This window comes from Flavobacterium salmonis (assembly GCF_903819435.1).
In the GTDB taxonomy this organism is placed as follows: domain Bacteria; phylum Bacteroidota; class Bacteroidia; order Flavobacteriales; family Flavobacteriaceae; genus Flavobacterium; species Flavobacterium chungangense.
The window spans coordinates 1-24,436 of the sequence record NZ_CAIJDP010000054.1; the positions used below are offsets into that span (position 1 = coordinate 1).

23 protein-coding genes and 1 tRNA gene are annotated in these 24,436 nt (G+C 34.9%); 13 read left to right on the forward strand and 11 right to left on the reverse strand.

Annotated elements, in window-relative coordinates; all coding sequences use genetic code 11:
- Positions 1-343: 343 nt before the first annotated feature.
- A tRNA-Val gene (locus tag FLACHUCJ7_RS02400) sits at positions 344-418 on the reverse strand.
- Between the two features lie 174 nt (positions 419-592).
- Positions 593-1,819 (reverse strand): bifunctional folylpolyglutamate synthase/dihydrofolate synthase, encoded by a 1,227-nt coding sequence (locus tag FLACHUCJ7_RS02405; RefSeq protein WP_180907789.1) that lies wholly within the window; start codon positions 1,817-1,819, stop codon positions 593-595.
- Between the two features lie 129 nt (positions 1,820-1,948).
- Here FLACHUCJ7_RS02405 and FLACHUCJ7_RS02410 point away from each other — a divergent pair, with 129 nt between their 5' ends.
- The gene (locus tag FLACHUCJ7_RS02410) at positions 1,949-2,644 is read left to right on the forward strand and encodes a MotA/TolQ/ExbB proton channel family protein (protein ID WP_078225679.1); all 696 of its coding nucleotides are present in this window, start codon (positions 1,949-1,951) and stop codon (positions 2,642-2,644) included.
- Positions 2,645-2,647: 3 nt separating this feature from the next.
- A complete protein-coding gene (locus tag FLACHUCJ7_RS02415; RefSeq protein WP_031455604.1) occupies positions 2,648-3,043 on the forward strand; it encodes an ExbD/TolR family protein in 396 nt (131 codons plus the stop codon).
- A 586-nt stretch (positions 3,044-3,629) separates the two neighbouring features.
- Here FLACHUCJ7_RS02415 and FLACHUCJ7_RS02420 read toward each other — a convergent pair.
- From FLACHUCJ7_RS02420 to FLACHUCJ7_RS02430, 3 genes are all read right to left on the reverse strand, one after another.
- Positions 3,630-4,532 carry an energy transducer TonB gene (locus FLACHUCJ7_RS02420; protein ID WP_180907790.1) on the reverse strand — a complete coding sequence of 301 codons (903 nt, stop codon included), beginning with the start codon at positions 4,530-4,532 and terminating at the stop codon, positions 3,630-3,632.
- Between the two features lie 247 nt (positions 4,533-4,779).
- Positions 4,780-6,006 carry a Glu/Leu/Phe/Val dehydrogenase dimerization domain-containing protein gene (locus FLACHUCJ7_RS02425; protein WP_078225681.1) on the reverse strand — a complete coding sequence of 409 codons (1,227 nt, stop codon included), beginning with the start codon at positions 6,004-6,006 and terminating at the stop codon, positions 4,780-4,782.
- A gap of 101 nt (positions 6,007-6,107) precedes the next feature.
- Positions 6,108-6,695 (reverse strand): chalcone isomerase family protein, encoded by a 588-nt coding sequence (locus tag FLACHUCJ7_RS02430; RefSeq protein WP_180907791.1) that lies wholly within the window; start codon positions 6,693-6,695, stop codon positions 6,108-6,110.
- Positions 6,696-7,112: 417 nt separating this feature from the next.
- On the opposite strand from FLACHUCJ7_RS02430, the gene FLACHUCJ7_RS02435 reads away from it, so the two are divergent.
- The 9 genes from FLACHUCJ7_RS02435 (at position 7,113) to FLACHUCJ7_RS02475 (ending at position 15,624) form a co-directional block, all read left to right on the forward strand.
- Positions 7,113-8,255 carry an acyl-CoA dehydrogenase family protein gene (locus FLACHUCJ7_RS02435; protein ID WP_078225683.1) on the forward strand — a complete coding sequence of 381 codons (1,143 nt, stop codon included), beginning with the start codon at positions 7,113-7,115 and terminating at the stop codon, positions 8,253-8,255.
- 125 nt (positions 8,256-8,380) lie between these two features.
- Entirely contained in the window at positions 8,381-9,358 is a 978-nt protein-coding gene (locus tag FLACHUCJ7_RS02440) for a M20/M25/M40 family metallo-hydrolase (RefSeq protein ID WP_180907792.1), read from the forward strand.
- 35 nt (positions 9,359-9,393) lie between these two features.
- A complete protein-coding gene (locus FLACHUCJ7_RS02445) occupies positions 9,394-10,071 on the forward strand; it encodes an SDR family NAD(P)-dependent oxidoreductase (protein WP_180907793.1) in 678 nt (225 codons plus the stop codon).
- 27 nt (positions 10,072-10,098) lie between these two features.
- Positions 10,099-10,452: a four helix bundle protein gene (locus tag FLACHUCJ7_RS02450; RefSeq protein ID WP_180907794.1), complete on the forward strand. Its 354-nt coding sequence runs from the start codon at positions 10,099-10,101 to the stop codon at positions 10,450-10,452.
- Positions 10,453-10,478: 26 nt separating this feature from the next.
- Complete coding sequence (locus tag FLACHUCJ7_RS02455; RefSeq protein WP_180907795.1) at positions 10,479-11,081, forward strand: SprT-like domain-containing protein; 603 nt, start codon at positions 10,479-10,481, stop codon at positions 11,079-11,081.
- A gap of 197 nt (positions 11,082-11,278) precedes the next feature.
- On the forward strand, positions 11,279-11,467 hold the full coding sequence (locus FLACHUCJ7_RS02460; protein ID WP_180907796.1) for a hypothetical protein: 189 nt from the start codon (positions 11,279-11,281) through the stop codon (positions 11,465-11,467).
- Positions 11,468-11,686: 219 nt separating this feature from the next.
- Positions 11,687-11,830, forward strand: a complete 144-nt coding sequence (locus FLACHUCJ7_RS02465) for a hypothetical protein (protein ID WP_180907797.1) — start codon at positions 11,687-11,689, stop codon at positions 11,828-11,830.
- Positions 11,831-11,935: 105 nt separating this feature from the next.
- On the forward strand, positions 11,936-12,463 hold the full coding sequence (locus tag FLACHUCJ7_RS02470) for a hypothetical protein (protein ID WP_180907798.1): 528 nt from the start codon (positions 11,936-11,938) through the stop codon (positions 12,461-12,463).
- Between the two features lie 20 nt (positions 12,464-12,483).
- Positions 12,484-15,624 carry a T9SS type A sorting domain-containing protein gene (locus tag FLACHUCJ7_RS02475; RefSeq protein ID WP_180907799.1) on the forward strand — a complete coding sequence of 1,047 codons (3,141 nt, stop codon included), beginning with the start codon at positions 12,484-12,486 and terminating at the stop codon, positions 15,622-15,624.
- A 78-nt stretch (positions 15,625-15,702) separates the two neighbouring features.
- Here the strand turns inward: FLACHUCJ7_RS02475 and FLACHUCJ7_RS02480 are convergent, their stop codons facing one another.
- From FLACHUCJ7_RS02480 to gcvP, 6 genes are all read right to left on the reverse strand, one after another.
- Positions 15,703-16,464, reverse strand: coding sequence for an ABC transporter ATP-binding protein (locus tag FLACHUCJ7_RS02480; RefSeq protein ID WP_031455613.1), 762 nt, complete (start codon positions 16,462-16,464; stop codon positions 15,703-15,705).
- Positions 16,464-17,210, reverse strand: a complete 747-nt coding sequence (locus tag FLACHUCJ7_RS02485) for an MlaE family ABC transporter permease (protein WP_031455614.1) — start codon at positions 17,208-17,210, stop codon at positions 16,464-16,466. Before FLACHUCJ7_RS02485 ends, FLACHUCJ7_RS02480 begins: the two co-directional genes overlap by 1 nt.
- A gap of 80 nt (positions 17,211-17,290) precedes the next feature.
- Positions 17,291-18,139, reverse strand: a complete 849-nt coding sequence (locus FLACHUCJ7_RS02490; protein WP_180907800.1) for a glycosyltransferase — start codon at positions 18,137-18,139, stop codon at positions 17,291-17,293.
- A gap of 94 nt (positions 18,140-18,233) precedes the next feature.
- Entirely contained in the window at positions 18,234-18,755 is a 522-nt protein-coding gene (locus tag FLACHUCJ7_RS02495) for a methyltransferase domain-containing protein (RefSeq protein WP_078225687.1), read from the reverse strand.
- 236 nt (positions 18,756-18,991) lie between these two features.
- Positions 18,992-20,050, reverse strand: coding sequence for a 3-oxoacyl-ACP synthase III family protein (locus FLACHUCJ7_RS02500; protein ID WP_180907801.1), 1,059 nt, complete (start codon positions 20,048-20,050; stop codon positions 18,992-18,994).
- 276 nt (positions 20,051-20,326) lie between these two features.
- Positions 20,327-23,176 carry an aminomethyl-transferring glycine dehydrogenase gene (gene gcvP, locus FLACHUCJ7_RS02505; protein ID WP_180907802.1) on the reverse strand — a complete coding sequence of 950 codons (2,850 nt, stop codon included), beginning with the start codon at positions 23,174-23,176 and terminating at the stop codon, positions 20,327-20,329.
- Between the two features lie 220 nt (positions 23,177-23,396).
- On the opposite strand from gcvP, the gene FLACHUCJ7_RS02510 reads away from it, so the two are divergent.
- Complete coding sequence (locus FLACHUCJ7_RS02510; protein ID WP_180907803.1) at positions 23,397-24,221, forward strand: hypothetical protein; 825 nt, start codon at positions 23,397-23,399, stop codon at positions 24,219-24,221.
- 90 nt (positions 24,222-24,311) lie between these two features.
- The coding region (locus tag FLACHUCJ7_RS02515; protein WP_180907804.1) for a transposase at positions 24,312-24,436 on the forward strand (125 nt) is incomplete at its 3' end.

Here is a 24,436-nt window from a genome sequence, read left to right on the forward strand (position 1 = left end):
TTCTATTGGATACAGAACACCAAACGAAATGGAATTATTACACCAGCAAAATGAAAAATTAGTAGCGTAAAAAGTCTCCACTTTTTAGTTGCAATTCCACTCTTGGCCTGTTCTTTCAAGGAAGATGATACAGCAGGCGGATGAGGTGAATAAATGGTCAGGGAGATTTTGAACACGCAACGCTTATATACAGTAAGATTTGATGCTAAAATATTTTAATTGATAAAAATTCAAAAAAAACTCGAACACTTTTAAAGTAGATACTATTGAATTTAACTTGTTGTAAATCAACACATTGAGTTGATAAAAAAAAGAGACGTCCAAATTTGAACGTCTCTTTAAGTGGGCGATGAGGGGTTCGAACCCCCGACCCCCTCGGTGTAAACGAGGTGCTCTGAACCAGCTGAGCTAATCGCCCTTTCGGGTTGCAATGTCTTGAGTTATTGCGAGTGCAAATATACGTTAGTTTTTTAGTTCTCCAAAGAATTTTTAGTAAAAATTCAAAGAATTTGCATTAAAACTTATATTTTACTGGAATTGAATTTGTTATGAAACCATTTTTTTCGAACTTTTTACACTAATTTCAATTTGATTAGTCCAAAGGCAATTCGGCAACAACAAAAGTGCTTCCGCCAACGTAAATAAAATCGTTTTTAGACGCATTTTTCTTTGCCTCCTCAAAAGCAATTTCAACCGAATCATATTTTTCGCCAATTAAACCATGTTTTTCTGCAGCTTCTTTCAGTATTTCGGTTGGCAAACCTCTTGAAGAATCCGGTCTACAGAAATAATATTTCGCCTTTTTAGGGAAAAGAGGCAAAATAGAATCAAGATCTTTGTCATTTACAACGCCCAAAACAATATGCAGGTTTTCAAAGGTTTCTTTCTGAATCTGTTTCATCACAATTGCCAGACCATGTTTGTTGTGTGCCGTATCGCAGATTATTTTCGGATTTTCTCCTAATTGCTGCCATCGTCCCTGTAAGCCAGTGTTTTTAGAAATATTTAATAAACCGGTTTTTAAATTCTCAATAGAAACTTTAAATTCTTTTTGGGCATTTAAAACAGCAATGGTCTGCTGAACCGTTTTTTTGTTATGAAACTGATAATCCCCAATTAAATCTGAAGGAAAAACTTCGGAAATTAAATCAGCTGCAAAATAAATCGGTGCTTTATTTTCTTCGGCTTTAGCCAAAAAAACAAGCTGTGTTTCCGGAGTATATTCGCCAATTACCACCGGAACATTAGGTTTTATAATACCGGCTTTTTCTCCTGCAATTTCTCTTGGTGTATTTCCTAAAAACTGCATATGATCCAAGTCAATGTTGGTAATCACCGAAACAAGGGGAGTGATAATGTTAGTAGCGTCAAGTCTTCCTCCCAAACCTACTTCAATAATGGCGATATCTACATTTTCAGAAGCGAAATAATCGAATGCCAAACCAACAGACATTTCGAAAAAACTCAGGTCATTAGCTTCAAAAAAATCTTTGTGTTTGGCAATAAATTCAACAACAAAATCTTCTGAAATGTTGCTGCCGTTAATTTTTATCCTTTCTCTGAAATCCTTTAAATGTGGAGAAGTATACAGTCCAACTTTGTATCCCGACTCCTGTAAAACTGAAGCCAGCATATGCGAAGTCGATCCTTTGCCGTTAGTTCCTGCTACATGAATACATTTTAGTCGGTTTTGCGGATTGCCAAGATGCGCCGTCAATATTTTAATATTGGTCAGGTCTTCTTTGTAAGCCGAAGCGCCCTGAAGCTGATACATGGGCAATTGGTTAAACATCCAATTGGTAGTTTCCTGGTAGTTCATTTTTTGAATAAAATAGCGGTTAATTGAAATAATTTTCAATTTTATTAGTTTAATATTACAGTGAAAATTATCTTTATTGCAAATTTGAAATATTTTTTAGAATTAATTATTATAAACCAGAATTAATATATGTTTAGCTTCATTCAATTACAAACAGATACCATCGCAAACGCTGCATCTAACGTAGTTATCGAAAAAATTGCACCCAATACCGAAATCTCAGTTTTAGGATTTATTTTAAAAGGAGGTTTTTTCTTAATACCAATTGCCATTTTATTATTTTATACTTTTTACGTAATTATAGAGCGTTATTTATACATTACAAAAGCCTCAAAAATCGATAACAGATTAATGCAGGATGTAGGTGATAAGCTGAATGCCGGAAATATAGAATTGGCCAGAACAATCGTAGAAAGAAGTGATACTGCAGCTTCAAATATTTTGAAAGAAGGAGTTTTGGTTATTGGAAGACCTATTGCAGAAATCGAAGCCAACATGGATCGTGCTGCAGATATAGAAATTGGCGAAATGGAAAGCCGCTTAGGACATCTTGGACTTATTGCAGGTATAGCGCCAACGCTCGGGTTTGTTGGAACTATTTCAGGAGTTATTAAGATTTTTTACAGTATTTCTGTAACTGAAAATATTAGTATCGGAAACATTTCCGGTGGATTGTACGAAAAAATGATCAGTAGTGGTGCAGGACTTATTGTAGGTATTATTGCTTATAGTGCTTATCATATTCTGAACGGTAAGATTGATGATTTTGCTTTAAAAATCCAGAAACAAATATTAGCTTTTGTCAATATAATTCAAAGAGCATAAGGTATGTCTATTAAAAGAAAAAGAAGATTTCATGCTGAGGTGGCAACATCCTCATTAAGTGATATTATGTTTTTCCTGCTGTTGTTTTTCCTTATTATTTCAACGCTTGCAAATCCTAATGTTATTAAGATGACTTTGCCAAAAGCGAAATCTAACGAAAAAACGAATAAACAATTAATCAGTTTATCGGTTACCGAAGATAAAAAGTTCTACATCGACAAACAGCCGGTAGAGTTCGAAGAATTAGAAACCAGCCTGATGTCGAAAATAGGAGACGATAAAGCGCAAACTGTTGTCGTTCGTATTCCTTTTAACTTACAGGTTCAGGATTTAGTAGATGTGTTGCAGATAGGAGTGAAGAACAATCTAAAATTTGTAATTGCTACGAGTCCGAAGTAAATTTGGGCGTGACCACAATAAACATAATGGGCTAATCAGCAGTGTGTTGATTGGCCCATTTTGTTTATTCCGGTCGGGCTATTCGCGCTACTTCGGTAGCCAGCTGCTATCCCTTACGCGAGAAAAGAGAGTATGAAAGAAAGAAAAGACATAGAGGAAAGAACATAGAAGAAAGAGGAACGAGGAAGAAGACAGATTAAAGAAATAGTAGCCATAGCCATAAAGTATGTCATTTCGATGTAAGTAGAAATCTTCGAAAGTAACTCCGCAACGAGAATCCAATCTTTGTCGAGCTTCTCGCTAAGATTTCTCCTTACGTCGAAATGACAAAAGTCAATAAGAAAGGCCTTCTGAAAATTTCGAGGGCACTGAAAAAGTCCTTTAAAATTAAAAAGGTAATTTTACAAGTAAAATGGAGGCTCTGAGAATCGTCTGTACGAAAGTGTTCTCCATCACCCTATCCGAATACATTAAAGAAAAAGAGGTTGTTTTCATATTTGAAAACAACCTCTTTTGATAAATAGCCATTTTTTCAGTGCCCTCAAAATTTCCAGAAAGCCTTTCTTATTTAAGTTTTATATGTTTTTTAATTCAAGCTAAAATTATAAATAATTTTACCAACTTGTTTGGCAGGAGCATTATTGTCAGCATCCCATTTCGTATTCATTGCAGCAATTTTTGCCTGATCTAATAAGCATCTGGCCAAATTTGTAGTTCCTTTTATTCCAGGTGTTGCACTTATTGTTCTTCCACTTTGATCTACTGTAACTTCAACGACTACTTTTCCGGCCTCATCACAGGTATATTTTGGTGCCGGTTTCGATAATGCTTTTCGGTTTCCTAAAGAATATCCTGATCCGCCGCCAGAGCCTCCACCAATTCCTGCTCCGTATCCGCTTCCTGTACCAATACCATTTCCGGTTCCGTTGCCACCACCAGTTCCTCCACCGGAACCTCCTGAGCCATAATATCCGTTCGATCCTAAACTTCCGTTCGCTTTTCCTTTGTTTCCTGCCACTTTATCATCTCCGTCACCACCTTTATTCGAACCTTTTAAAATGCTCGATAAAGCATCGTTTGTAGAATTAGAAACTTTTGGTTTTTGAGGAACAGGTTTTTCTTCCGGTTTAACAACTGGAGTATTTTTTTTAGGTTTTTCTTTTACGGGAATAATCACATCTTCCTCAGCAGCAGTTGAGTTTTCCTGAGTAATAATTGCTTCGTCCGGAGTTGCTTTTGCAGGAGCTTGTTTCGCATTGTTTTTTACATCAAGAACTTCACTTTTATAATTGGCTCCTGAACCTAAATCGCTGTCTCCAAAATTTACGGTTACACCTCCACCTCCCCCACCTTCAGCGAGAGCTACATTGTTTTCAGGATTATAAGGGGGCCAAAAACGTATAAAAAACAACAGCAATAATAGGACACCATAAATTGCCGTAGAGATTAATAGTGATTTCTTTTTATCTGAAGAATCGGTAGAAGTCATTTTGATTCTGAATTTTGTAATTGTATTTAATAAAAACGTCTAAAAGTACTAAAAATTGTTTAAAACGAAGGGAGGATTTAAACTCAGAAATGAACTCTATATTTTTTTTCCAAAGATCTTGCAGATTTAGCAGATTCATTTTTTGTTGCATTGAATGAAAAATCTCCCTAATCTGCTAAATCTGCGAGCAATAAAAAAAGGACCAAATTTTATTATTTGATCCTTTTGAAATAGGGTGTGAAAATTTTTATACTAATTGTTTCAATGCAATCTCAAAAGCAGTTGCACTAATATTTGTTTTTGACGAGTTTAAGGCATGTGCTTTTACAATCGCACTTTTTATGATTTCTGAAGTATCATTAAAAATTGCTTCATCTGTCATTTGAACTTTTTTCTCCATAAAATATGCAAAAACTCTGGCCATACCGCAATTGGAGATAAAATCAGGAATTAAACTTACTTTACTGTCTACTTCTTCCATGATCGATCCGAAGAAAATTTCTTTGTCTGCAAATGGAACATTAGCACCACAAGAAATAACTTCTAAGCCATTTTCAATTAAACTGTCAATTTGATTTTGAGTAACCAATCTTGAAGCAGCACAAGGCGTGAAAATTTCAGCCCCAATGGTCCATATTTTTGAGTTGATTTCCTCAAACGGAATCATATTTTCGGCAACCAGTTTGTTTCCGTCCTTGTTTAAAAACAAAGTTCTGATTTCCTCAAACGAAAAACCTTCTTGTTTGATAAGGCCTCCGTCACGATCAATAATTCCAATTATTTTGGCACCCATCTCAGCTAAATAAAAAGCGGCAGCAGAACCTACGTTTCCAAAACCCTGAACAATTGCTTTTTTGTCTTTTATATCTCCGCCGTAAGTTGCATAAAAATGGAGAACCGCTTCAGCAACTCCAAAACCGGTAATCATATCTGCAACAGTATATTTGCGGGTTACATCTGGTGAAAATTTTGGATTTTCTATAACTTTAATTACTCCCTGGCGTAATTGCCCAATTCTATTAATTTTATCAGCTTCTGTGGGTTTGAAATGGCCGTTAAAAACGCCTTCTTGAGGGTGCCATACACCACATTCTTCGGTCATTGGAATTACTTCGTGAATTTCATCTACATTTAGATCTCCACCGGTTCCATAATAACTTTTTAACAAAGGCGAAACCGCTTTATACCAACGCTGTAAAACGCCTTTTTTTCGGGGATCGTTAGGGTCAAAATTAATTCCTGACTTTGCGCCTCCAATTGCAGGTCCCGAAACAGAGAATTTAACCTCCATTGTTTTGGCCAATGATAAAACTTCGTTAACATCGAGGCCTTTTCTCATTCTGGTACCTCCGCCCGCAGCTCCACCACGGAGAGAATTAATAACAGTCCAGCCTTCGGCTTCTGTTTCAGAATCTTTCCAGTTAAAAACAATTTCAGGTTCTTTATTTTCAAATTGCTGCAATAAATCTTTCATTTTGTTGAGATATGTTTATTTAAAGCAAATATATAGAATAGATTAATGTGAATACTTTATTGTTTACAGAAATCTGAAATTTATATTTCAACCTTTTTAAATTAGTTGTTTTTACCCAATAACTCCTCTTTTAGATCCTTATCAACCGGGTTTTCTGAAAGCCAGATACCAAAAAATGCTTTTTTAAACTCGAAGCTTTCAATTTTTCCTTCGTATTTATCATTTTTATAAATCCATAATGATTTATCTAAAGGGTTGTAGATTAGGTTAAAACTATCACCTGCTTTTGTAACTTCTCTGCCTATTAAAGCTTCTAATTCTTGTACTTCTTTATTTAATTTTAGTATTCCGGCTTCACCAACAGATTTTTCCATTCCTTTTGCCAATGCTTTTGATAGTTTTTTTGATGTAACAAGCGATGACGTTATCTGAATTCTGATCGCCATTTCGATATCACTTTCTAAAATGAGATGGGCATCCTGAGTCAATTGTGATAAATATAAGGCCTGAACGTATAATTCTGTAAACATCTTAGAACGTTCCCCAACACCATTTAAGGTCAAGGTGTTGCCTTTGAAATCAAGAGTTCTTGGAACAGTAACTCCGCCTACTTCTAATTTTTTTTGTGCATTAACAGTGGAGAACTGTAAACTTAAAATGAATGTAAGTAATAGTACAATATTTTTCATAATCTTTCGGTTTTGTTTTTTGTAAAATTAATGCTAAATTGTTAAAATTCATCTCTTAAGTTAAATGTTTTTTATATTTTTTAAGGCTATTGATTTAATAATCAAAATGGTAAGAGTAATTTTACTGCAGATTTGTATTCTTTTATATTTTTACCATATTGTCTTTACATAAGTATGTACAGTAGTTTGTTTTACGTTCTATTGTCTATAATTTTACGCTTAAATTCTGAGTAATGTGTTGTGAAATTAAAGTTTATTTGTTTTTTTTTTAACGCAGTAACGAAAACGTTATAGTATTTTTGGATAAAAACCTAAAATACTATGCACGCATTGTTATTTGACATTTAAAATTTATCTTTGAAAAGCTTTTATATGGATAACAAGAAGAGCACTTTAACAACTTAAAGAACCACTATTATGGATTTTAATCTAACAGAAGAGCATTTAATGATTCAGCAGGCTGCAAGGGATTTTGCTCAAAATGAATTGTTGCCGGGTGTAATTGAAAGAGACGAAAAACAGATTTTTCCGGCTGAACAGGTAAAAAAAATGGGACAGTTAGGATTTATGGGAATGATGGTTGATCCTAAATACGGTGGAAGCGGTCTGGATACAGTTTCGTATGTAATTGCGATGGAAGAAATTTCTAAAGTTGATGCATCAGCTTCGGTAGTGATGTCTGTAAATAATTCTTTAGTGTGCTGGGGATTGCAGGAATTTGGAACCGAAGAGCAGAAACAAAAATATCTGCCGGGTTTGGCTTCGGGAGAAATTCACGGCGCTTTTTGCTTAAGTGAGCCGGAAGCCGGGAGTGATGCAACTTCGCAAAAAACAACAGCTATTGATATGGGAGACCATTATTTGGTAAATGGTACAAAAAACTGGATTACTAATGGAAATACGGCTTCTGTTTATTTGGTAATCGCGCAAACGCATGCTGAACTGAAGCATAAAGGAATAAATGTCCTGATTATGACCAAAGATATGCCGGGTTTTTCTGTTGGGCCAAAAGAACAAAAAATGGGAATTCGCGGTTCTGATACACACTCATTAATGTTTAGTGATGTAAAAGTTCCGAAAGAAAATAGAATCGGGGAAGATGGTTTCGGATTTAAATTTGCTATGAAAACGCTTGCCGGAGGCCGCATCGGAATCGCTTCACAAGCATTAGGAATTGCATCCGGGGCGTATGAATTGGCTTTGAAATATTCGAAGGAACGTAAAGCCTTTGGTACTGAAATCTGTAACCATCAGGCCATTGCATTTAAATTAGCAGATATGGCCGTAAATATTGAAGCTGCCCGTCACTTATGCATGAAAGCTGCCTGGGATAAGGATCAGCATAAAAATTATGATGTAAGCGGTGCTATGGCAAAATTATTTGCTTCGCAGGTGGCTATGGATACTGCGGTTGAAGCCGTTCAGATTCATGGAGGGAACGGATATGTAAAAGAATATCATGTAGAACGTATGATGCGTGATGCTAAAATTACGCAGATTTATGAAGGGACATCTGAAATTCAAAAAATTGTAATCTCGAGAGCAGTTATCGCCGAATAATTTTTCTCTTTTTAATATCCTGAACCCTTTCTGCTTTTTTAGCTTTGAAAGGGTTTTTTTTACGATTATTTTTTTTAATTTTCAGAAGTTTTGTTCATCAGAACACAAATTTAAATATTCTTTTTATGAAAAAAATGTACTTTCTTCTCTCATTAGTTTTATTGGGCTGCAAATCTAATATGCCAATAGTTGGTGAAAAAACTTCAAAGACAGTATCAGAATCTGTTGAAAACACTTATATAGTAGAACAAAATGAGGTTTCAGATTTTTTAAAATATCTTTCTTCAGATGAACTCGAAGGAAGAGAGACAGGAACACGGGGTATCGAAAAAGCAGCTGTTTTTTTAGAAGATTTTTTTAAGAATAATAATGTAAAACCCTATTTCAGTACATATCGTGACACACTTACAAATTTTAAATCACCGGCCTATAATATTGTGGGATATTTAGAAGGAACCGATCCGGAACTTAAAAAAGAATTCGTGGTTTTAAGTGCGCATTACGATCATATTGGTCTGCTAAAAAATAAGCAGAATGATATGATTAATAACGGTGCAAACGATGATGCTTCCGGAGTAACCGTGGTAGCAGAAATGGCTAAGTATTTTGCGAAGACAAAATCGAATAAAAGAAGCATCCTTTTTGTGTTTTTTGCAGGAGAAGAAAAGGGACTCTTAGGATCTAAAAGTTTGGTACAAAAACTTAAAGAGAAAGACTTTAATTTGTATGCCCAGTTAAATATTGAAATGGTTGGTGTGCCAATGAAGCGTGATTATCTGGCCTATATCACAGGTTTTAATAAATCAAATATGGCAGAGCGAATTAATCAGTATACAGGAAAAAAGACGATTGGCTTTCTTCCCAAAGAGGCAGAATATGAACTTTTTTACCGTTCTGATAATTATTCTTTTTATGAAGTTTTCAAAAAACCATGTCAGTCCATAAGTACTTTTGATTTTGAGAATTTCGAATTTTATCATCATCCATCAGATGAATTTCAGGTAATGGATATTCCGCATATAACTAAATTTACGCAGGAGTTTTTACCGGCTATAGCTATAATTGTATCATCTCCGACTCAGGAAATTACGATGACCAAATAAGAGTTGTATTCATAAGATTTGATTATTTTTGTTTTATGAAAAATATTATTATTACCGGAACGAGCAGAGGAATAGGTTATGAACTGGCTCTGCAGTTTGCAAATGCTGGTTATCAGGTTTTAGCCATTTCAAGAAAAATTCCACAAGCACTTTTAGAACACCAAAACGTTACTTGTCTTTCAGTTGATTTGGCAGATGAAACCCAACTTGATACTGTGAGCCATTTTCTTTCTTCAACGTGGAAAAAAATAGATGCTGTAGTACATAATGCAGGAGCTCTTTTACTAAAACCTTTTGAAGAAACTACTCAGACAGATTTTGAAAGTATTTACAAAGTAAATGTTTTTGCTGTCGCCAATCTTACCCGGATTTGTTTACCGTATCTTGAAAAAGGAAGCCATGTCGTAACCATCAGTTCAATAGGCGGGGTACGGGGTAGTCTTAAATTTGCAGGACTTGCGGCTTACAGTTCAAGCAAAGGAGCTGTTATTACTTTGACAGAATTATTGGCTGAAGAATATAAAGAAAAAGGTATTTCATTTAATGTTCTGGCGTTAGGATCTGTTCAGACCGAAATGCTAAATGAGGCTTTCCCCGGCTATCAGGCTCCAATTTCTGCAGAAGGAATGGCGACTTATATTTATGATTTTACTCTTAACGGGAATAAGTATTTTAACGGAAAAGTCTTGGAAGTTTCTTCGACAAATCCTTAACTAATTATAAATTATGAGTTCTGAATTATGAGTGAAAGTATTGTAAAAACTAAAAGTTTTGAATTAGCTGTAAGAGGGGTTAATTTTTATAAACATTTAGTTTCTGAAAAAAAGGAGTTTGTAATGAGCAAGCAATTTTTGCGTTCTATTACTTCCGTTGGCCCAAATGTTCGTGAAGCTGTCAATGCTCAGAGCAAAGCTGATTTCATTCATAAATTATCAATTGCCCAAAAAGAGTGTGATGAATCTATGTATTGGCTTGAAATCTTAAAAGAAACGGATTATATTTCTCTAGCAGAGTTTGATTCCATACATCAACAATGCAATGAGGTGCTAAAAATAATTAGAAGCATTATAATTACGTCCAAAAAAAACTTATAACTCATAATTAATAATTTATAACTATTGTGAGCGAAACATTAGCCAAATATATTCCGGAACATGCGGTAAAGCCCGTTTTCGATTTGATAGTTGCCAATCAGGTGCATCTGAAAATTGTAAATGAACGCCAAACGCGTCATGGAGATTATAGAAGAGGTTCAAATGGTAAACATGAAATAACGGTAAATGCAAGTTTGAACAAGTACAGATTTTTAATTACACTGGTTCATGAAATAGCACATTTGGTAGCTTTTGAAAAGTTTGGACGAAATATTAAGCCTCATGGTAGCGAATGGAAATTTACATTTCAGCGTTTGATGGTGCCGTTTATTCGTCCAGAGATATTTCCTAATCATATTCTTCCCTTATTGGCCAGACATTTTAAGAATCCATCAGCAAGCAGCGATACGGATACCACTTTATCTTTGGCTTTGAAGCAATATGACAAAGAAAATGATAAAAACTACGTTTTCGAAATTCCCTATGGCAGTGTTTTCAGAATCAAAAACGGAAAAATTTTCAAGAAGATTGCCGTTCGGACAAAACGTTTTGAGTGTCTGGAAATTAGTTCCGGGAAATTGTATCTTTTTAATCCGAATGCTGAAGTAGAGCTAATCAATATTCAATAAAAAGAAATTCCAAATTCCATTTTTTTAAGTTTGGAATTTGGAATTTTTATTTGAAACAAACATGGAATTAAATGTTTTCTATTCTCAATTTTCATTTGTCATTCCTGCTGAAATTATATTTTTTATTTAAGTTAATATTTACAAAACGATAATATATTTAAGCAAATATTCTCATCTTTATCTAAAATCTTATTCCTATGAAAAACCTACTTTTATTATTCACAGCACTATTTATTTTAACCAGTTGCGATAAAGATAAAGACGATGACAAACCCACAAACCCAATAGACCAGTTACCGCCTGTAACTCAAACAGGTGCTAATACTTTTGGTTGCTTACTTGACGGGGAAGTTTTTAAGCCCGGTATTACTAGTAATTCATACTAATGTTTTTATCAATATGTAAATGGGAGCTATTTTTTTAATGTTAATGCTAACTATCAAAAAAAAGGAGTATTAAAATCAATAGGGATTGCTACACAAAAGAAAATAATTTCTCAAGACGAAATTTTAAATCTTTTTGAGAGAAAAGATGGAAACGCTTATGCTTTATATTTTACTGGTAATTCTAATACTGGGGCTGAGGAGTTACTTTATACATCTCAAATGAATACAGGCGAATTAAAAATCACAAAATTAGATTTTACAAATAATATTGTGAGCGGTACTTTTTGGTTTGATGTAAAAGACGATAAAGGAGTACTCCATCAAATAAGAGAAGGCCGTTTTGATATGCAGTTTACCCAGTAACTTTTAAATCTTCCTTTTTTGAATCAGGTAGTTTTACGTAAAAATAATGTAAAACTTATCTTATTATTTACAAAAATATTTCATCTTTGCTTAAATTTTATTCTTATGAAAAACCTACTATTATTTGCAGCAGTATTTGTTTTAACCTGTTGTGACAAAGACGATGACAAACCAAAAAAAACACCAATAGAGCAATTGCCTCCTGCAACCCAAACCGGAGCCAATACATTTGGATGTCTACTTGACGGGGAAGTTTTTAAGCCCGGTATTACTAGTAATTCATACCAATGTTTTTATCAATATGTAAATGGGGGATATTATTTTAATGTTAATGCAAATAATAGATCAAATGGTATCTTCAGAGCAATCATAATTAGCACATATAAGTTGGAGATTGCCGAAGGACAAATATTAAATCTCTATGAGAGAGTTGAAGGAAATGCATCTGGCACTTTTTCAATTTCAGGAACATTCAATGAAACCTCAGTTACAAACACAGGCGAACTAAAAATCACAAAATTAGATTTTAAAAATAATATTGTGAGCGGTGCTTTTTGGTTTGATGTAATAGACGATAAAGGCGTCCTTCATCAAATAAGAGAAGGCCGTTTTGATATGCAGTTTACCCAGTAACTTTTAAACCCCACTATATTATGATTAAAACTATCTTTTTAAGGAAAGGTATGGTCTTGTTGTTCCTGTTGGTCATTAGTTTGTCTCCGGCACAAACAATCAATACAGCCTACAAAACTCAAATTAATGCTGTGTTTGCAGGATTAGACAAAACAAAGATTCCCCACAAATTACTTATTAATCAGGCAATGGAATTTGCAGAATTGACTGATTATAGTGGTACTTTGACCACTACCAACTGGACTACAAGAGGTAAATATACTGATGTTTACAATACATTGCTAATGTCAAGAGTACAGACAGCTGTACCGGGTCTGGTAAGTCCTGCGGTTTTTAAAACCAATTGGGACAATTTACGGGAACCCAATAAAATTGTCTTAAGCGGCTTGTATTACAAATACAATAAATTCAGACCGGATTGCTATCCTGATTATTTAACTAATAATGGAGGAGTAATTACAGATAAATATGTAAGCGGTGTTTGGAGAAATCCTTACATTGATCAACAGGTTTTTGCAGTTGCGGCGCCCATTTTGGTTTATAAAAGCCTGTCCTTGCAAGTAACCCTGCCTGCAGCGCTCTGGTACACCAACCAATCCACATCGGTACAAAGTATTGCTGTCGATTTTGGCGATGGCTCAGGGTATCAAAATATGACTTTCGGAGAAATTAAAACAATCAATTATGCAGCAGCAGGTACTTTTGAGTGGAAATACAAATTGACCTTAACCGATGGTCAGGTGCTCTACAACCACAGTAAACTTAAAATTGATATTCCTGTCATAGAAACTCCGCCAACCAGCCCCGGAGCTCGTGGTACAGCAACGACACAAACAACAGCAAATGCCTGTTCGAATGTTGTAACGGTACCGTTTACAGGAACCCGACAATATCAGGGAATAGCAAATTCTGCTACGCTGCAAATCAAATATTCTGAGAACAATACCGATTGTAAAATTCACAAACCATTAATTGTGGTAGAAGGTTTTGATAGTGGATTATTAGGTAAAGAAAACCCTTTAGGAGAAGTTGATTATTATAGTTTTATACCAAAAACTTATAATTCCCCTAATTTATATTTTGAACTCATTACCTACGACATTATTTATATTAATTTTGATAAAGGACGTGACGATTTAAAACGAAATGCCTATCTGGTAGAGGACATTATAAAATATGTAAATGCCGAAAAGGCAACTGTAGGTAGTACAACACCAAATGTAGTTATTGGTCAAAGTATGGGAGGTGTTATTGGTCGTTATGCCTTGCGGGATATGGAGGTATTGGGACAGCCTCACCAAACGAGTCTGTTTGTTTCGCATGATGCCCCGCATCAGGGGGCTAATATTCCGCTTGGTGTTCAGTATTTTGCCCGTCACTTAGCAGATCAGTTTGTTAGTACTCCTGTTGGAACTGAGAACATTAATCTTGCAGACAATGCCGGAACTATAAATATTAAAGATATTCAGGAACTTTTAGATTCTCCGGGTACAAAGCAATTATTATCTAATTATATTGATGGCAGTTTAAACTTAAATAATTCAACTTTTAATGCCTTTCAAACTGAATTGCGTAATTTAGGGTACCCAACACAAACCCGAAACATTGCAATAAGTAATGGGAATCATTGTGCTGCTCCTCAGGAATTTAATCCAGGTGCGACATTATTTTCATTAAACGGAAGCGCAAGTACAACAGCCTTAACAACAATGCTGACGACTTTTATAGAACCTTTAAGGGGTATCAGCTCTCCAATTTTGGCATTTGAGTTTAATGAGCCGGGATTGCTTTTGGGTATGCTGCCCGGGAGCAGTAATTTTGCAATGAACTTTAGCGCTAAAGCATTACCAACAGCAGGAACAACAGGTCAGGTTTATAAGGGAAGAATTACCTATACTAAAAAAATATTTAGTCTTTTTGGCTGGGACCCTAAAGTTACAGTAGAACTAACGGATAAGAGTAAAGATAATCCTTCAGAAGTAACTTTGTCTTATGATTATTATCCTGGAGGTCAATATCAATTGCCTTTTAATTTTGAAACAACAAACATTAATAATCAGTATATAAACTTAGGGATTTCGGCATATATGGCTCCTTCATTTGATTTTATCCCGGTTCCAAGTGCATTAGATATTGGTGGTGGCTCAACTCCATTAAGTAATTCTGATTATTTAAGAAAATACAATTCTGGGATACCTCCGGTTGCTCCATATTCAGCCCCGTATGCAAATTTCACAACTTCGTTTCAGCCTAATAGTAATTTAAATGAGGAACATATTTCATTTAATGCCCGTAATGGAGATTGGCTTGCTCAGGAAATTACCAATAATAGTGAAATTTTTGATTGCTCATTTGTTTGTTCGGATACACAACAAATAGCAGGGGAAGGCTTTTTGTGTAATAGTGGTGTTTATTCGGTACCAAATCTAGTAGCTTTTTATAACTGGACAATAACAGAAGGGGGAACTCTTGTGAATTTTACAGGAAATGGAACAAATACAATTAATATAACTCTTGCTACCCCAACTTCAAGCGGAAAAGTGACATTGAGTGTTTTTTTAGGAAATAATAACTGTGGATTCAGAACCTTGACTAAAACAATTTGGATAGGAAAACCAAAAATTACTATTTATCAACCTCCAACAAGTACTTGCAATACCATATTGCAAATAAGAAGTGCTGTAACGAATGCAACTTTACAAGAACAAGGGATAACTAATGTACAATGGATAAGAAACGGAGAAGAATTGTCAGGAAACAATTATAGTTTTGGAGGTACTTATGAACCTATTTTAATAAAGGCGACAAATTCTTGCGGAACAACAATTTTGGATTCTTATGTTCCTCTTAAACTTCCTGTAAAATGTGGAGTAGCTCCATTACGGGTAGCAAATTCGAATACTCCCACAGTTGATACTTATTATAAAATTTATCCTAATCCATCAAGCGAAATTATAAATATTGTTCATAATGATGGACAAAAAGTTATAAATACAAATTCTAAGGCGGCTTTATATGATTTAAACGGTGTTCAAAAGAAGCAGATTGAAATTTTATATAACAATGCAACTATCAATGTTAATGATTTACCAGATGGAATTTATATCTTAAAAATTTACGTCGACGGAATTGAAGAAACGCATCAGATTATAGTGAACTAGTAGTGAGAAGTTATTCTTATTTAAAATTCCAAATTCCAATTGGAATTTGGAATTTTTTGTATTGTAATTTAAAAGATTTTACCCTTTCAAATAAGCTTCTCTTACCTTTTTGAATAAATTTGAAGAATAAACAAATTTTACGATGTCTTTGTTCTCTGTTCTGAAGATTTCTTCTTTAGTTCCCTGCCACGCTTTAAGCCCTTTCTTTAAAAAAACAATATTTTCTCCAATCTCCATAACCGAGTTCATATCGTGAGTGTTAATCACGGTTGTAATATTGTATTCTTTGGTAATTTCCTGAATCAAATTATCAATCAATGTTGAAGTATTAGGATCCAGACCAGAATTTGGCTCATCACAAAATAAATATTTTGGATTATTTACGATAGCACGTGCAATTGCCACACGTTTCTGCATACCTCCTGAAATTTCAGATGGCAGTTTTTTGTGAGCCTCAACTAAGTTTACCCTTTCCAGAACAAAGTCAACACGTTCTTTGATTTGGGCTTTGTTATTATTAGTGAACATTCTTAATGGAAACGCGACGTTTTCAGCAACAGTCATCGAATCGAATAAGGCACTTCCCTGAAAAACCATTCCAATTTCAGTTCTTAGTTCTCTTTTTTCATCAGGATCTAAATCAGAATAAATTCTTCCGTCGAACTCAATCGTTCCTGAATCAGGAGTATGAATTCCTAATAAGGTTTTTAGTAGTACCGTTTTTCCGGATCCACTCTGACCAATAATCAAATTGGTTTTTCCGGATTCAAAAACGGTCGAAACTCCTTTTAAAACCTTACTGTCACCAAATGATTTTTCTATATTTTTTACTTCTATCATTATCCTAATAATAATTGGGTTAATATATAATTAAAAAGAATGATACAAACCGATGTCCATACAAACGATACCGTACTCGCTTTACCAACTTCCAGTGCTCCGCCTTTCATGTAATATCCATGAAAAGATGGAATCGTGGCCAATAACATAGCAAAAATTAAAGTTTTGATAAAAGCGTAGGTAATATGAAAAGGTATAAACTCCCATTGAGCTCCGGAAATAAAATCCTGACTTGTCGAAAATCCACCATAAGCAGAAGCAAGCCAGCCTCCAAAAATACCTAAAAACATACTGATTCCAATTACAAATGGATACATGAACAAAGCTATAATTTTTGGAAAAACAAGATAGTTTAAGGAGTTGACTCCCATAACTTCTAAAGCGTCAATTTGTTCTGTAACGCGCATCGTTCCAATGCTGGAAGTAATATATGACCCCATTTTTCCGGCCATAATTACCGAAATAAAAGTAGGAGCAAATTCCAGAATTACCGATTGACGTGTTGCAAAACCAATTAAATATTTAGGAATTAACGGATTGGTTAAATTTAAAGCAGTCTGAATGGCTACAACTCCTCCGATAAAGAAAGATATAAAGCAGACAATTCCAAGAGAGTCAATAATCAGGTCGTCGATTTCTTTTAAGATTAAACTTTTCATTACAGGCCATTTGGTCTGTTTATTGAAAATTTCTTTCAGCATTAAAAAATATTTCCCTACCTGGGATAAATAACGAATTAACATCATAGTTTTACAAATATTGGCTAAGGTAAAAAGAAGTTATGAGTTTTGGGTTATGAGTTCCCGTTTTTCGGTTTCTTTGGCAATCAAATTAACTTTTGTTTCATTTTTTGAAAACGATACTTTCTAATAAATTTAGCCTGTTCAGGGGTAACCAATAATGGTGTTTTGGCTTTTTTTGCCTTCCGGAAACCTTTTATGTAATCTAAGAAAAGAAGTGGTTTTTTCTTCATCATCGCCAATTTTGCAGAAGCAATTGCAGTAATCCAAAAACCATATCCCAAAGTGTAAAAAGCTTCACCTTGTTTATAACGGGCTGTTTTATTGTAATTGGCGCCGGTTGGTTTTAGGTGTTTTACATGTAAAGATTCGTCTGTGACAATTTTCCAGTCGTAATATTTACAAAGCAATTCATCTACTGTGTCCCAGCCCATTGCAGGGCGTAATCCGCCAATTTGTTGATATGTTTCTTTTCTGTAAGCTTTTAAGGCTCCTCGAATATGATCTTTATCGGTTAGGTTTTCCAGGATCCAGTCGCCGTTTTTTTCGATATAGCAAAACCCGCCTGCCATTCCCACTTTTGGGTCAGATTCGAAATGTTTGATAATGGATTCAAAATAATTAGCAGGAAAAATCAAATCGCCGTCTATTTTTACGATGATATCATATTCGGTATCTAAAGTTTCAAAACCTTTTTGAAAAGCCTGAATCACTTTGCTTCCCGGCATATGAATGGCGTCTGAAGTTTTGTTTACAACAGAAATAAACGGATTTTCTTTTGCAAAACTTAATACAACTTCTTCTGTTTTATCGGTAGAATTGTCATTGACAACTACAACCTTTGAAGGTAAAACGGTTTGTGATACCAGAGATTGTAAAGTAAGGCCAATTAAATCCTGTTCGTTATGAGCCGGAATGACGATGTAATATTTCATAATTTTCAATTTAAATTCCAATCTTTTAAAATTCCAAATTCCAATTCAAATAGTTTTAAATTGGAATTTGGAATTTATTTTTTGAAATTTGCTATTAGGCTTTTTCCGCGTATACAATATAATAACGATTGGTGAAACTGCGTAAAAAAGGCCTTAATCCAAACTTTTTTACTGGGTTTGTCCATTTTTGTCTGTCGATGATTTTCCAGCCTGTTTTTTCCAGAAGCCAGTCTAACTGCCAGTCTTCAAATTCGTGATAATGTCTGTCCCACATATCTGTTTTAGAACGATAAGCAGGTGAAAACCACAAACGCATCGGGATTGAAATCAAAAGTTTGTCTGATTTGATTTCGTTTAAAATTGTAAACGGATTCAATAAATGTTCGAATATTTCGAATGCGGTCACCACATCTGAATTGGCATTTTTCAATGAATCCTGATTTAAATCCAAATCTTCACCAATTGTATTGTTTACGGAGTATCCAGCTTCTTTCATGATTTTTGAAAATGGATTTTCGACTCCCAGATCCAGGATAGTTTCAGAGGTTTTGATGTGTTTTTGTAAAAATTCTAAGGTAAGTTTGAATCTTTTATTCGGAAACGTTTTTTCGTACATAGTATGGATGTGAACGAAGCAGGGCCAGTTCTTAATTTTATGATTAGGTCGCAAATATACAAAGATATCTTCTGATTTTGGTGTTTTTTAGCCCGGATAGAAATGAAAAGCCCACGACTTAAAAAGTGTAGTTTTTGCAGGTTTAAAGAAGCGACTGGAAGAAGCTTTTTTAAAGCAATAAAAACACATTTTTTAAGTGTGGACTTGTAATGGATAGCCGGAATAGCTGCTAAAATTTAATATCGGTATACAAATGCATTAATGTTCATTCCTGCTCCAACCGAAGCGAAAATGACCACATCGCCTTTGTTGATTTGGTGATTTTCCAGTTTTCCCTGAATTAACAGGTCATATAGTGTGGGTACAGTTGCAACACTGCTGTTTCCTAAATCGTGTATACTCATAGGCATAATATCTTTAGGGGCTGTTTTGTCGTATAATTTATAAAAGCGATCAATTATGGCTTCATCCATTTTTTCGTTTGCCTGATGAATAAGGATTTTTTTTACCTTATCGATAGCAATTCCGCTTTTATCCAGACAGTCTTTCATTGCATTTGGAACATTGCTTAATGCAAATTCGTAAATTTTACGGCCATACATTTTGATGTATTTGATATCGGGATCCAGATCCGGATTGTATGATTTTCCGAAGAAAAGGAAGTTGGCTTCATCATTTGCAAAAGTGGCACTTTCGTAAGATAATAAACCGGCTTCATCTGTCGAAGCTTCTAAAATTGATGCTCCGGCACCATCTGAGTAAATCATCGAATCGCGGTCGTGTTCGTCAACTACTCTCGAAAGGGTTTCTGCCCCTATGACCAAAACTCTTTTTGCCATTCCGGATTTTATAAAAGCATTGGCCTGCAATACACCCTCAATCCATCCCGGACAGCCAAAAAGAATATCATAAGCAACACACTTAGGATTTTTAATATTTAATTTGTTTTTGACACGTGTAGCTAAACTAGGGATCATATCAGACTGATTGGTTCCGGTTTTTACGTCACCGAAGTTGTGCGCAAAAATGATATAATCTAAAGATTCTTTATCGATGTTGGCGTTTTCGATTGCTTTTTCAGCTGCGTAAAATGCCAGGTCAGATGTAGTGTGTTTGTCTTCGGCATAACGACGGTTTTCAATACCCGTTATTCCTTTGAATTTCTTAATTACGACTTCGTTTGGGTATCCAAAAGGTGTTCCATCTTCATTAAAAAAAACATGTTTATCAAAATCGGTATTCTTAACTTCTTTTTGCGGAATATAGCTTCCGATACCTATAATCTTTATTTTCATTAGTTTCTTTTTCCAAAATTTTAAGCTAATTTATAAATAAATATATTATTTGAAGGATAAAAATTACTATGCATGCATATAATTATGAAATAGTAATTTTTTAAGTGATATAATGATTATTTTTTAATGATTTTTTAATTTTACAGAGATTTCAAACGATTGAAATGTTCGAGTCAGTTGAAGTTTTTTGCTAATGCAATTCGATTTTATTGTAAAAAATAAACCCGACAGTTTTTTAACGTGTCGGGTTTGTACAATATTGTGAAGAAACTAATTTTAGTTTTCCATGTAAGCTTCAATAGGAGCACAGCTGCAAACCAAGTTTCTGTCACCATAAGCGTCATCTACACGACGAACTGATGGCCAGAATTTATTGTCAGCAATGTAATCTAGCGGGTAAGCAGCTTTTTCTCTGGTGTATGGAAAGTCCCAAGTATCAGCAGTTAACATTGCTAAAGTGTGCGGTGCATTTTTCAAAACGTTGTTTTTATCCTCTGCTGTAGCGGTTTCAATTTCTTTTCTGATCGCAATAAGCGCATCACAGAAACGGTCTAATTCGGCTAAATCTTCAGATTCAGTTGGTTCAATCATTAAAGTTCCGGCAACCGGGAAAGAAACTGTTGGAGCATGGAAACCGTAATCCATTAAACGTTTTGCGATATCCCCAACTTCGATTCCGTTTTCTTTGAATGAACGACAATCTAAAATCATTTCGTGAGCCGCTCTTCCACATTCTCCTGTGTAAAGAATTGGATAATGTCCTTCGAAACGGGATTTCATATAATTGGCATTCAAAATAGCATGTTCGGTAGCACTTTTTAATCCTTCAGCTCCCATCATGGTGATGTAGCCGTAAGAAATCAAACAAACTAAAGCTGATCCGTAAGGTGCAGATGAAATGGCTGTAATCGCTTGTTCACCGCCTACATTAAGGATTGGGTTTGTTGGTAAAAACGGTACCAGTTTTTCGTTCACACAAATTGGTCCAACACCTGGTCCGCCACCACCGTGAGGAATAGCAAAAGTTTTGTGTAAGTTTAAGTGACAAACGTCAGCACCAATAGTGGCAGGATTTGTTAATCCAACTTGCGCGTTCATATTAGCACCGTCCATATAAACTAATCCGCCGTTTTCGTGGATTAATTTTGTAATATCGATGATAGTAGACTCGTAAACTCCATGAGTAGAAGGATAGGTTACCATTAAACAAGACAAATCGTCTTTGTGTTCAATCGCTTTTTCTTTCAAATCTTCAACGTCGATGTTTCCTTCCGGAGTCGTTTTGGTAACTATAATTTTCATTCCGGCCATAGCTGCAGAAGCCGGGTTGGTTCCGTGTGCCGATGATGGAATTAAACAAACATTACGGTGACCTTCGCTACGGGAAATATGATAAGCACGAATAGCCATTAAACCAGCATATTCTCCCTGAGCTCCAGAGTTAGGTTGTAGAGTAGTGCCTGCAAATCCTGTGATTACGTTTAATTGCTCTTCTAATTTTTTAAGCATGGTGATGTAACCTTCTGCCTGTTCAATTGGAGCGAATGGGTGAATGCTGTTCCAGTTTGGCATTGATAAAGGCAGCATTTCTGATGCAGCGTTTAATTTCATGGTACAAGAACCTAACGAAATCATCGAGTGATTCAATGATAAATCTTTACGCTCTAATTTTTTGATGTAACGCATCAACTGACTTTCTGAATGATAATTGTTGAATACATCATGCGTTAAAAAAGAAGATGTTCTTTCTAATGAAGCAGGTAATTGACTCGTCTCAGTTAACTCAGAAATCGTTAAAGTTTCTTTTCCTAATGCTTCAGCAAAAATGGCAACAATTTGATTGATGTCTGCTACTGAAGTTGTTTCGTTTAATGAAATAGAAATCGTATCGGCATCAATATAGAAGAAATTTACTTCGTTTGTTTCTGCAACAGCTTTTACTTTTTGAGCATCTGCTTTAACTAAAATTGTATCAAAGTAAGCTGTGTTAGTTTGGTAAACTCCTAATTTATTTAAAGCTTCAGCAGTAGTAACCGCCGATGCGTGAACTTTATTTGCGATGTATTTTAAACCTTTTGGTCCGTGGTAAACGGCGTACATTCCCGCCATAACTGCCAATAAAACCTGCGCTGTACAAATATTTGAAGTCGCTTTTTCACGTTTGATGTGCTGTTCACGGGTTCCCAAAGCCATACGTAAGGCACGGTTTCCGTTCACATCAATAGAAACTCCAATGATACGTCCTGGCATAGATCTTTTGTATTCATCTTTAGTTGCAAAAAATGCAGCGTGAGGTCCTCCATATCCCATTGGAACACCAAAACGTTGCGTAGTTCCAACCACAACAGCAGCTCCCATTTCTCCCGGAGAAGTTAAGGTAGCTAAAGATAAGATGTCAGCAGCAACAGCTACTTTAATTTCGTTTTCTTTTGCTTTAGTGATAAAAGCGGAATAATCGTTTACTTGTCCGTATTTTCCAGGGTATTGTAAAATAGCCCCGAAAAATTCGTTTGAGAAATCAAATGTTTCATGATTTCCAACTACCAATTCAATTCCGATTGGAGTAGAACGGGTTTGAAGTACAGATAAAGTTTGTGGTAATATTTCTTCAGAAACGAAGAATTTGTTTACGTTGTTTTTCTTTTGATCACGGGTACGAACATCAAATAATAACGCCATAGCTTCAGCAGCAGCCGTTCCTTCGTCAAGCAAAGAAGCATTTGCAATTTCCATGCCTGTCAATTCGATAACTGTCGTCTGGAAATTTAATATCGCTTCAAGGCGTCCTTGAGCAATTTCAGCCTGGTAAGGTGTGTAAGCTGTATACCATCCCGGGTTTTCGAAGATGTTTCTTTGAATTGGAGCTGGTACAATCGTGGGGTGGTATCCTAAACCAATATATGATTTGAAAACTTTATTTTTTTTGCCTAATTCCATGATATGGGTAGCATACTCATATTCGGTCATTGCCGGATCAAGGATTAAATCATTTTTTAAACGAATTCCATCAGGAAATGTTTCATAAAGTAATTGGTCCATGTTGTTAACACCAATTGTTTTGAACATGTGTTCAAGGTCATTTTCTCCTGTCCCAATGTGTCTTAAAGCAAAAGCATCTGTTCTCATTTGTAACTTTCTGTATTTTTAAGAGAATGTAATTTACAAAGTATATTTTCCTGTTTAATGGTATGCTATACAAGGTTTATTACATTTTATAGTAAATGTGTTGTTTTTTTGTGGCGCAAAATTAAGTATTATTAATAATTTAATGGGTATTTTTAACTTCAATTTTTATGAATTTTTCAACCAATAGGTGGGTTTGTTAACAATTGATTAGATTTGAGAGATGAAATTACTGAAACACATATTTGATTTTTACTTAAACAGCAGTATTCACGTGGCTTTGTCCTGTTATGCTCTTGTACGGATTACGTTTCATGTATTTCATATACAGTACGATGAATCGATGGCATTGTTTGTGTTTTTTGGAACAATTGTAGGATATAATTTCGTAAAATATGATGCGTTGGTTCGGGTTAAGAAAAATCCAATTGGAACCCAGCTTAAAATTATTGCTGTTTTGAGTTTTATTTCGGTGATTTTAGTTGGTTATTATTTTTTTCATCTTAAACGTATCACTCAAATTGTTTCTGTTGGAATATTTGCCATAACAGCACTTTATACCTTACCTTTTTTTCCAAATCGTAGAAATGCCAGAAACTGGGCAGGAGTAAAAATTTATATTGTAGCCCTTTGTTGGGTAGGGGCTACGCTGGTTTTACCTTTAATAAATGCGGAACTTCCGTCAACATTGGATTTTTTTATTAAATGCCTGCAACGATTTGTATTGGTTTTTGTATTGATTTTGGTTTTCGAAATTATTGATTTAGCCAATGATGATCCGCATTTACAGACTGTTCCGCAAACCATAGGCGTAAAGCGAACAAAATATTTAGGGTTTTTATTATTGATTCCGTTTTGGTGGCTAGAGGTTTTTATCTCTACATTTAATTTTCATGATGCCATTATTAATCTTATAATGGTCATTATCTTAATGCTTTTTATTGCATTTGCAAATCCCAACCGCTCTAAATATTATACTTCTTTCTGGGTCGAAAGCGTGCCGATACTTTGGTGGCTGATGATTGTTTTTTTGCGATTTTATTTCTAGCAGTTTATTTATTGGTCTCAGATTCGGGTTTAAAACCCTGCAATTTATTGCAGTACTTTAGTAATGCGAAAAAATCTTTATCTTTAGATTATGAGTGCAGATATAAGAAAAAGTTTGCATACAGTAAGCCGATTAACATGTCATGTTGTTTGGGTAACCAAGTATAGGTTTAAAGTTTTGAAGGGAGATATTCAAAAGCGTTGCCGTGAACTTTT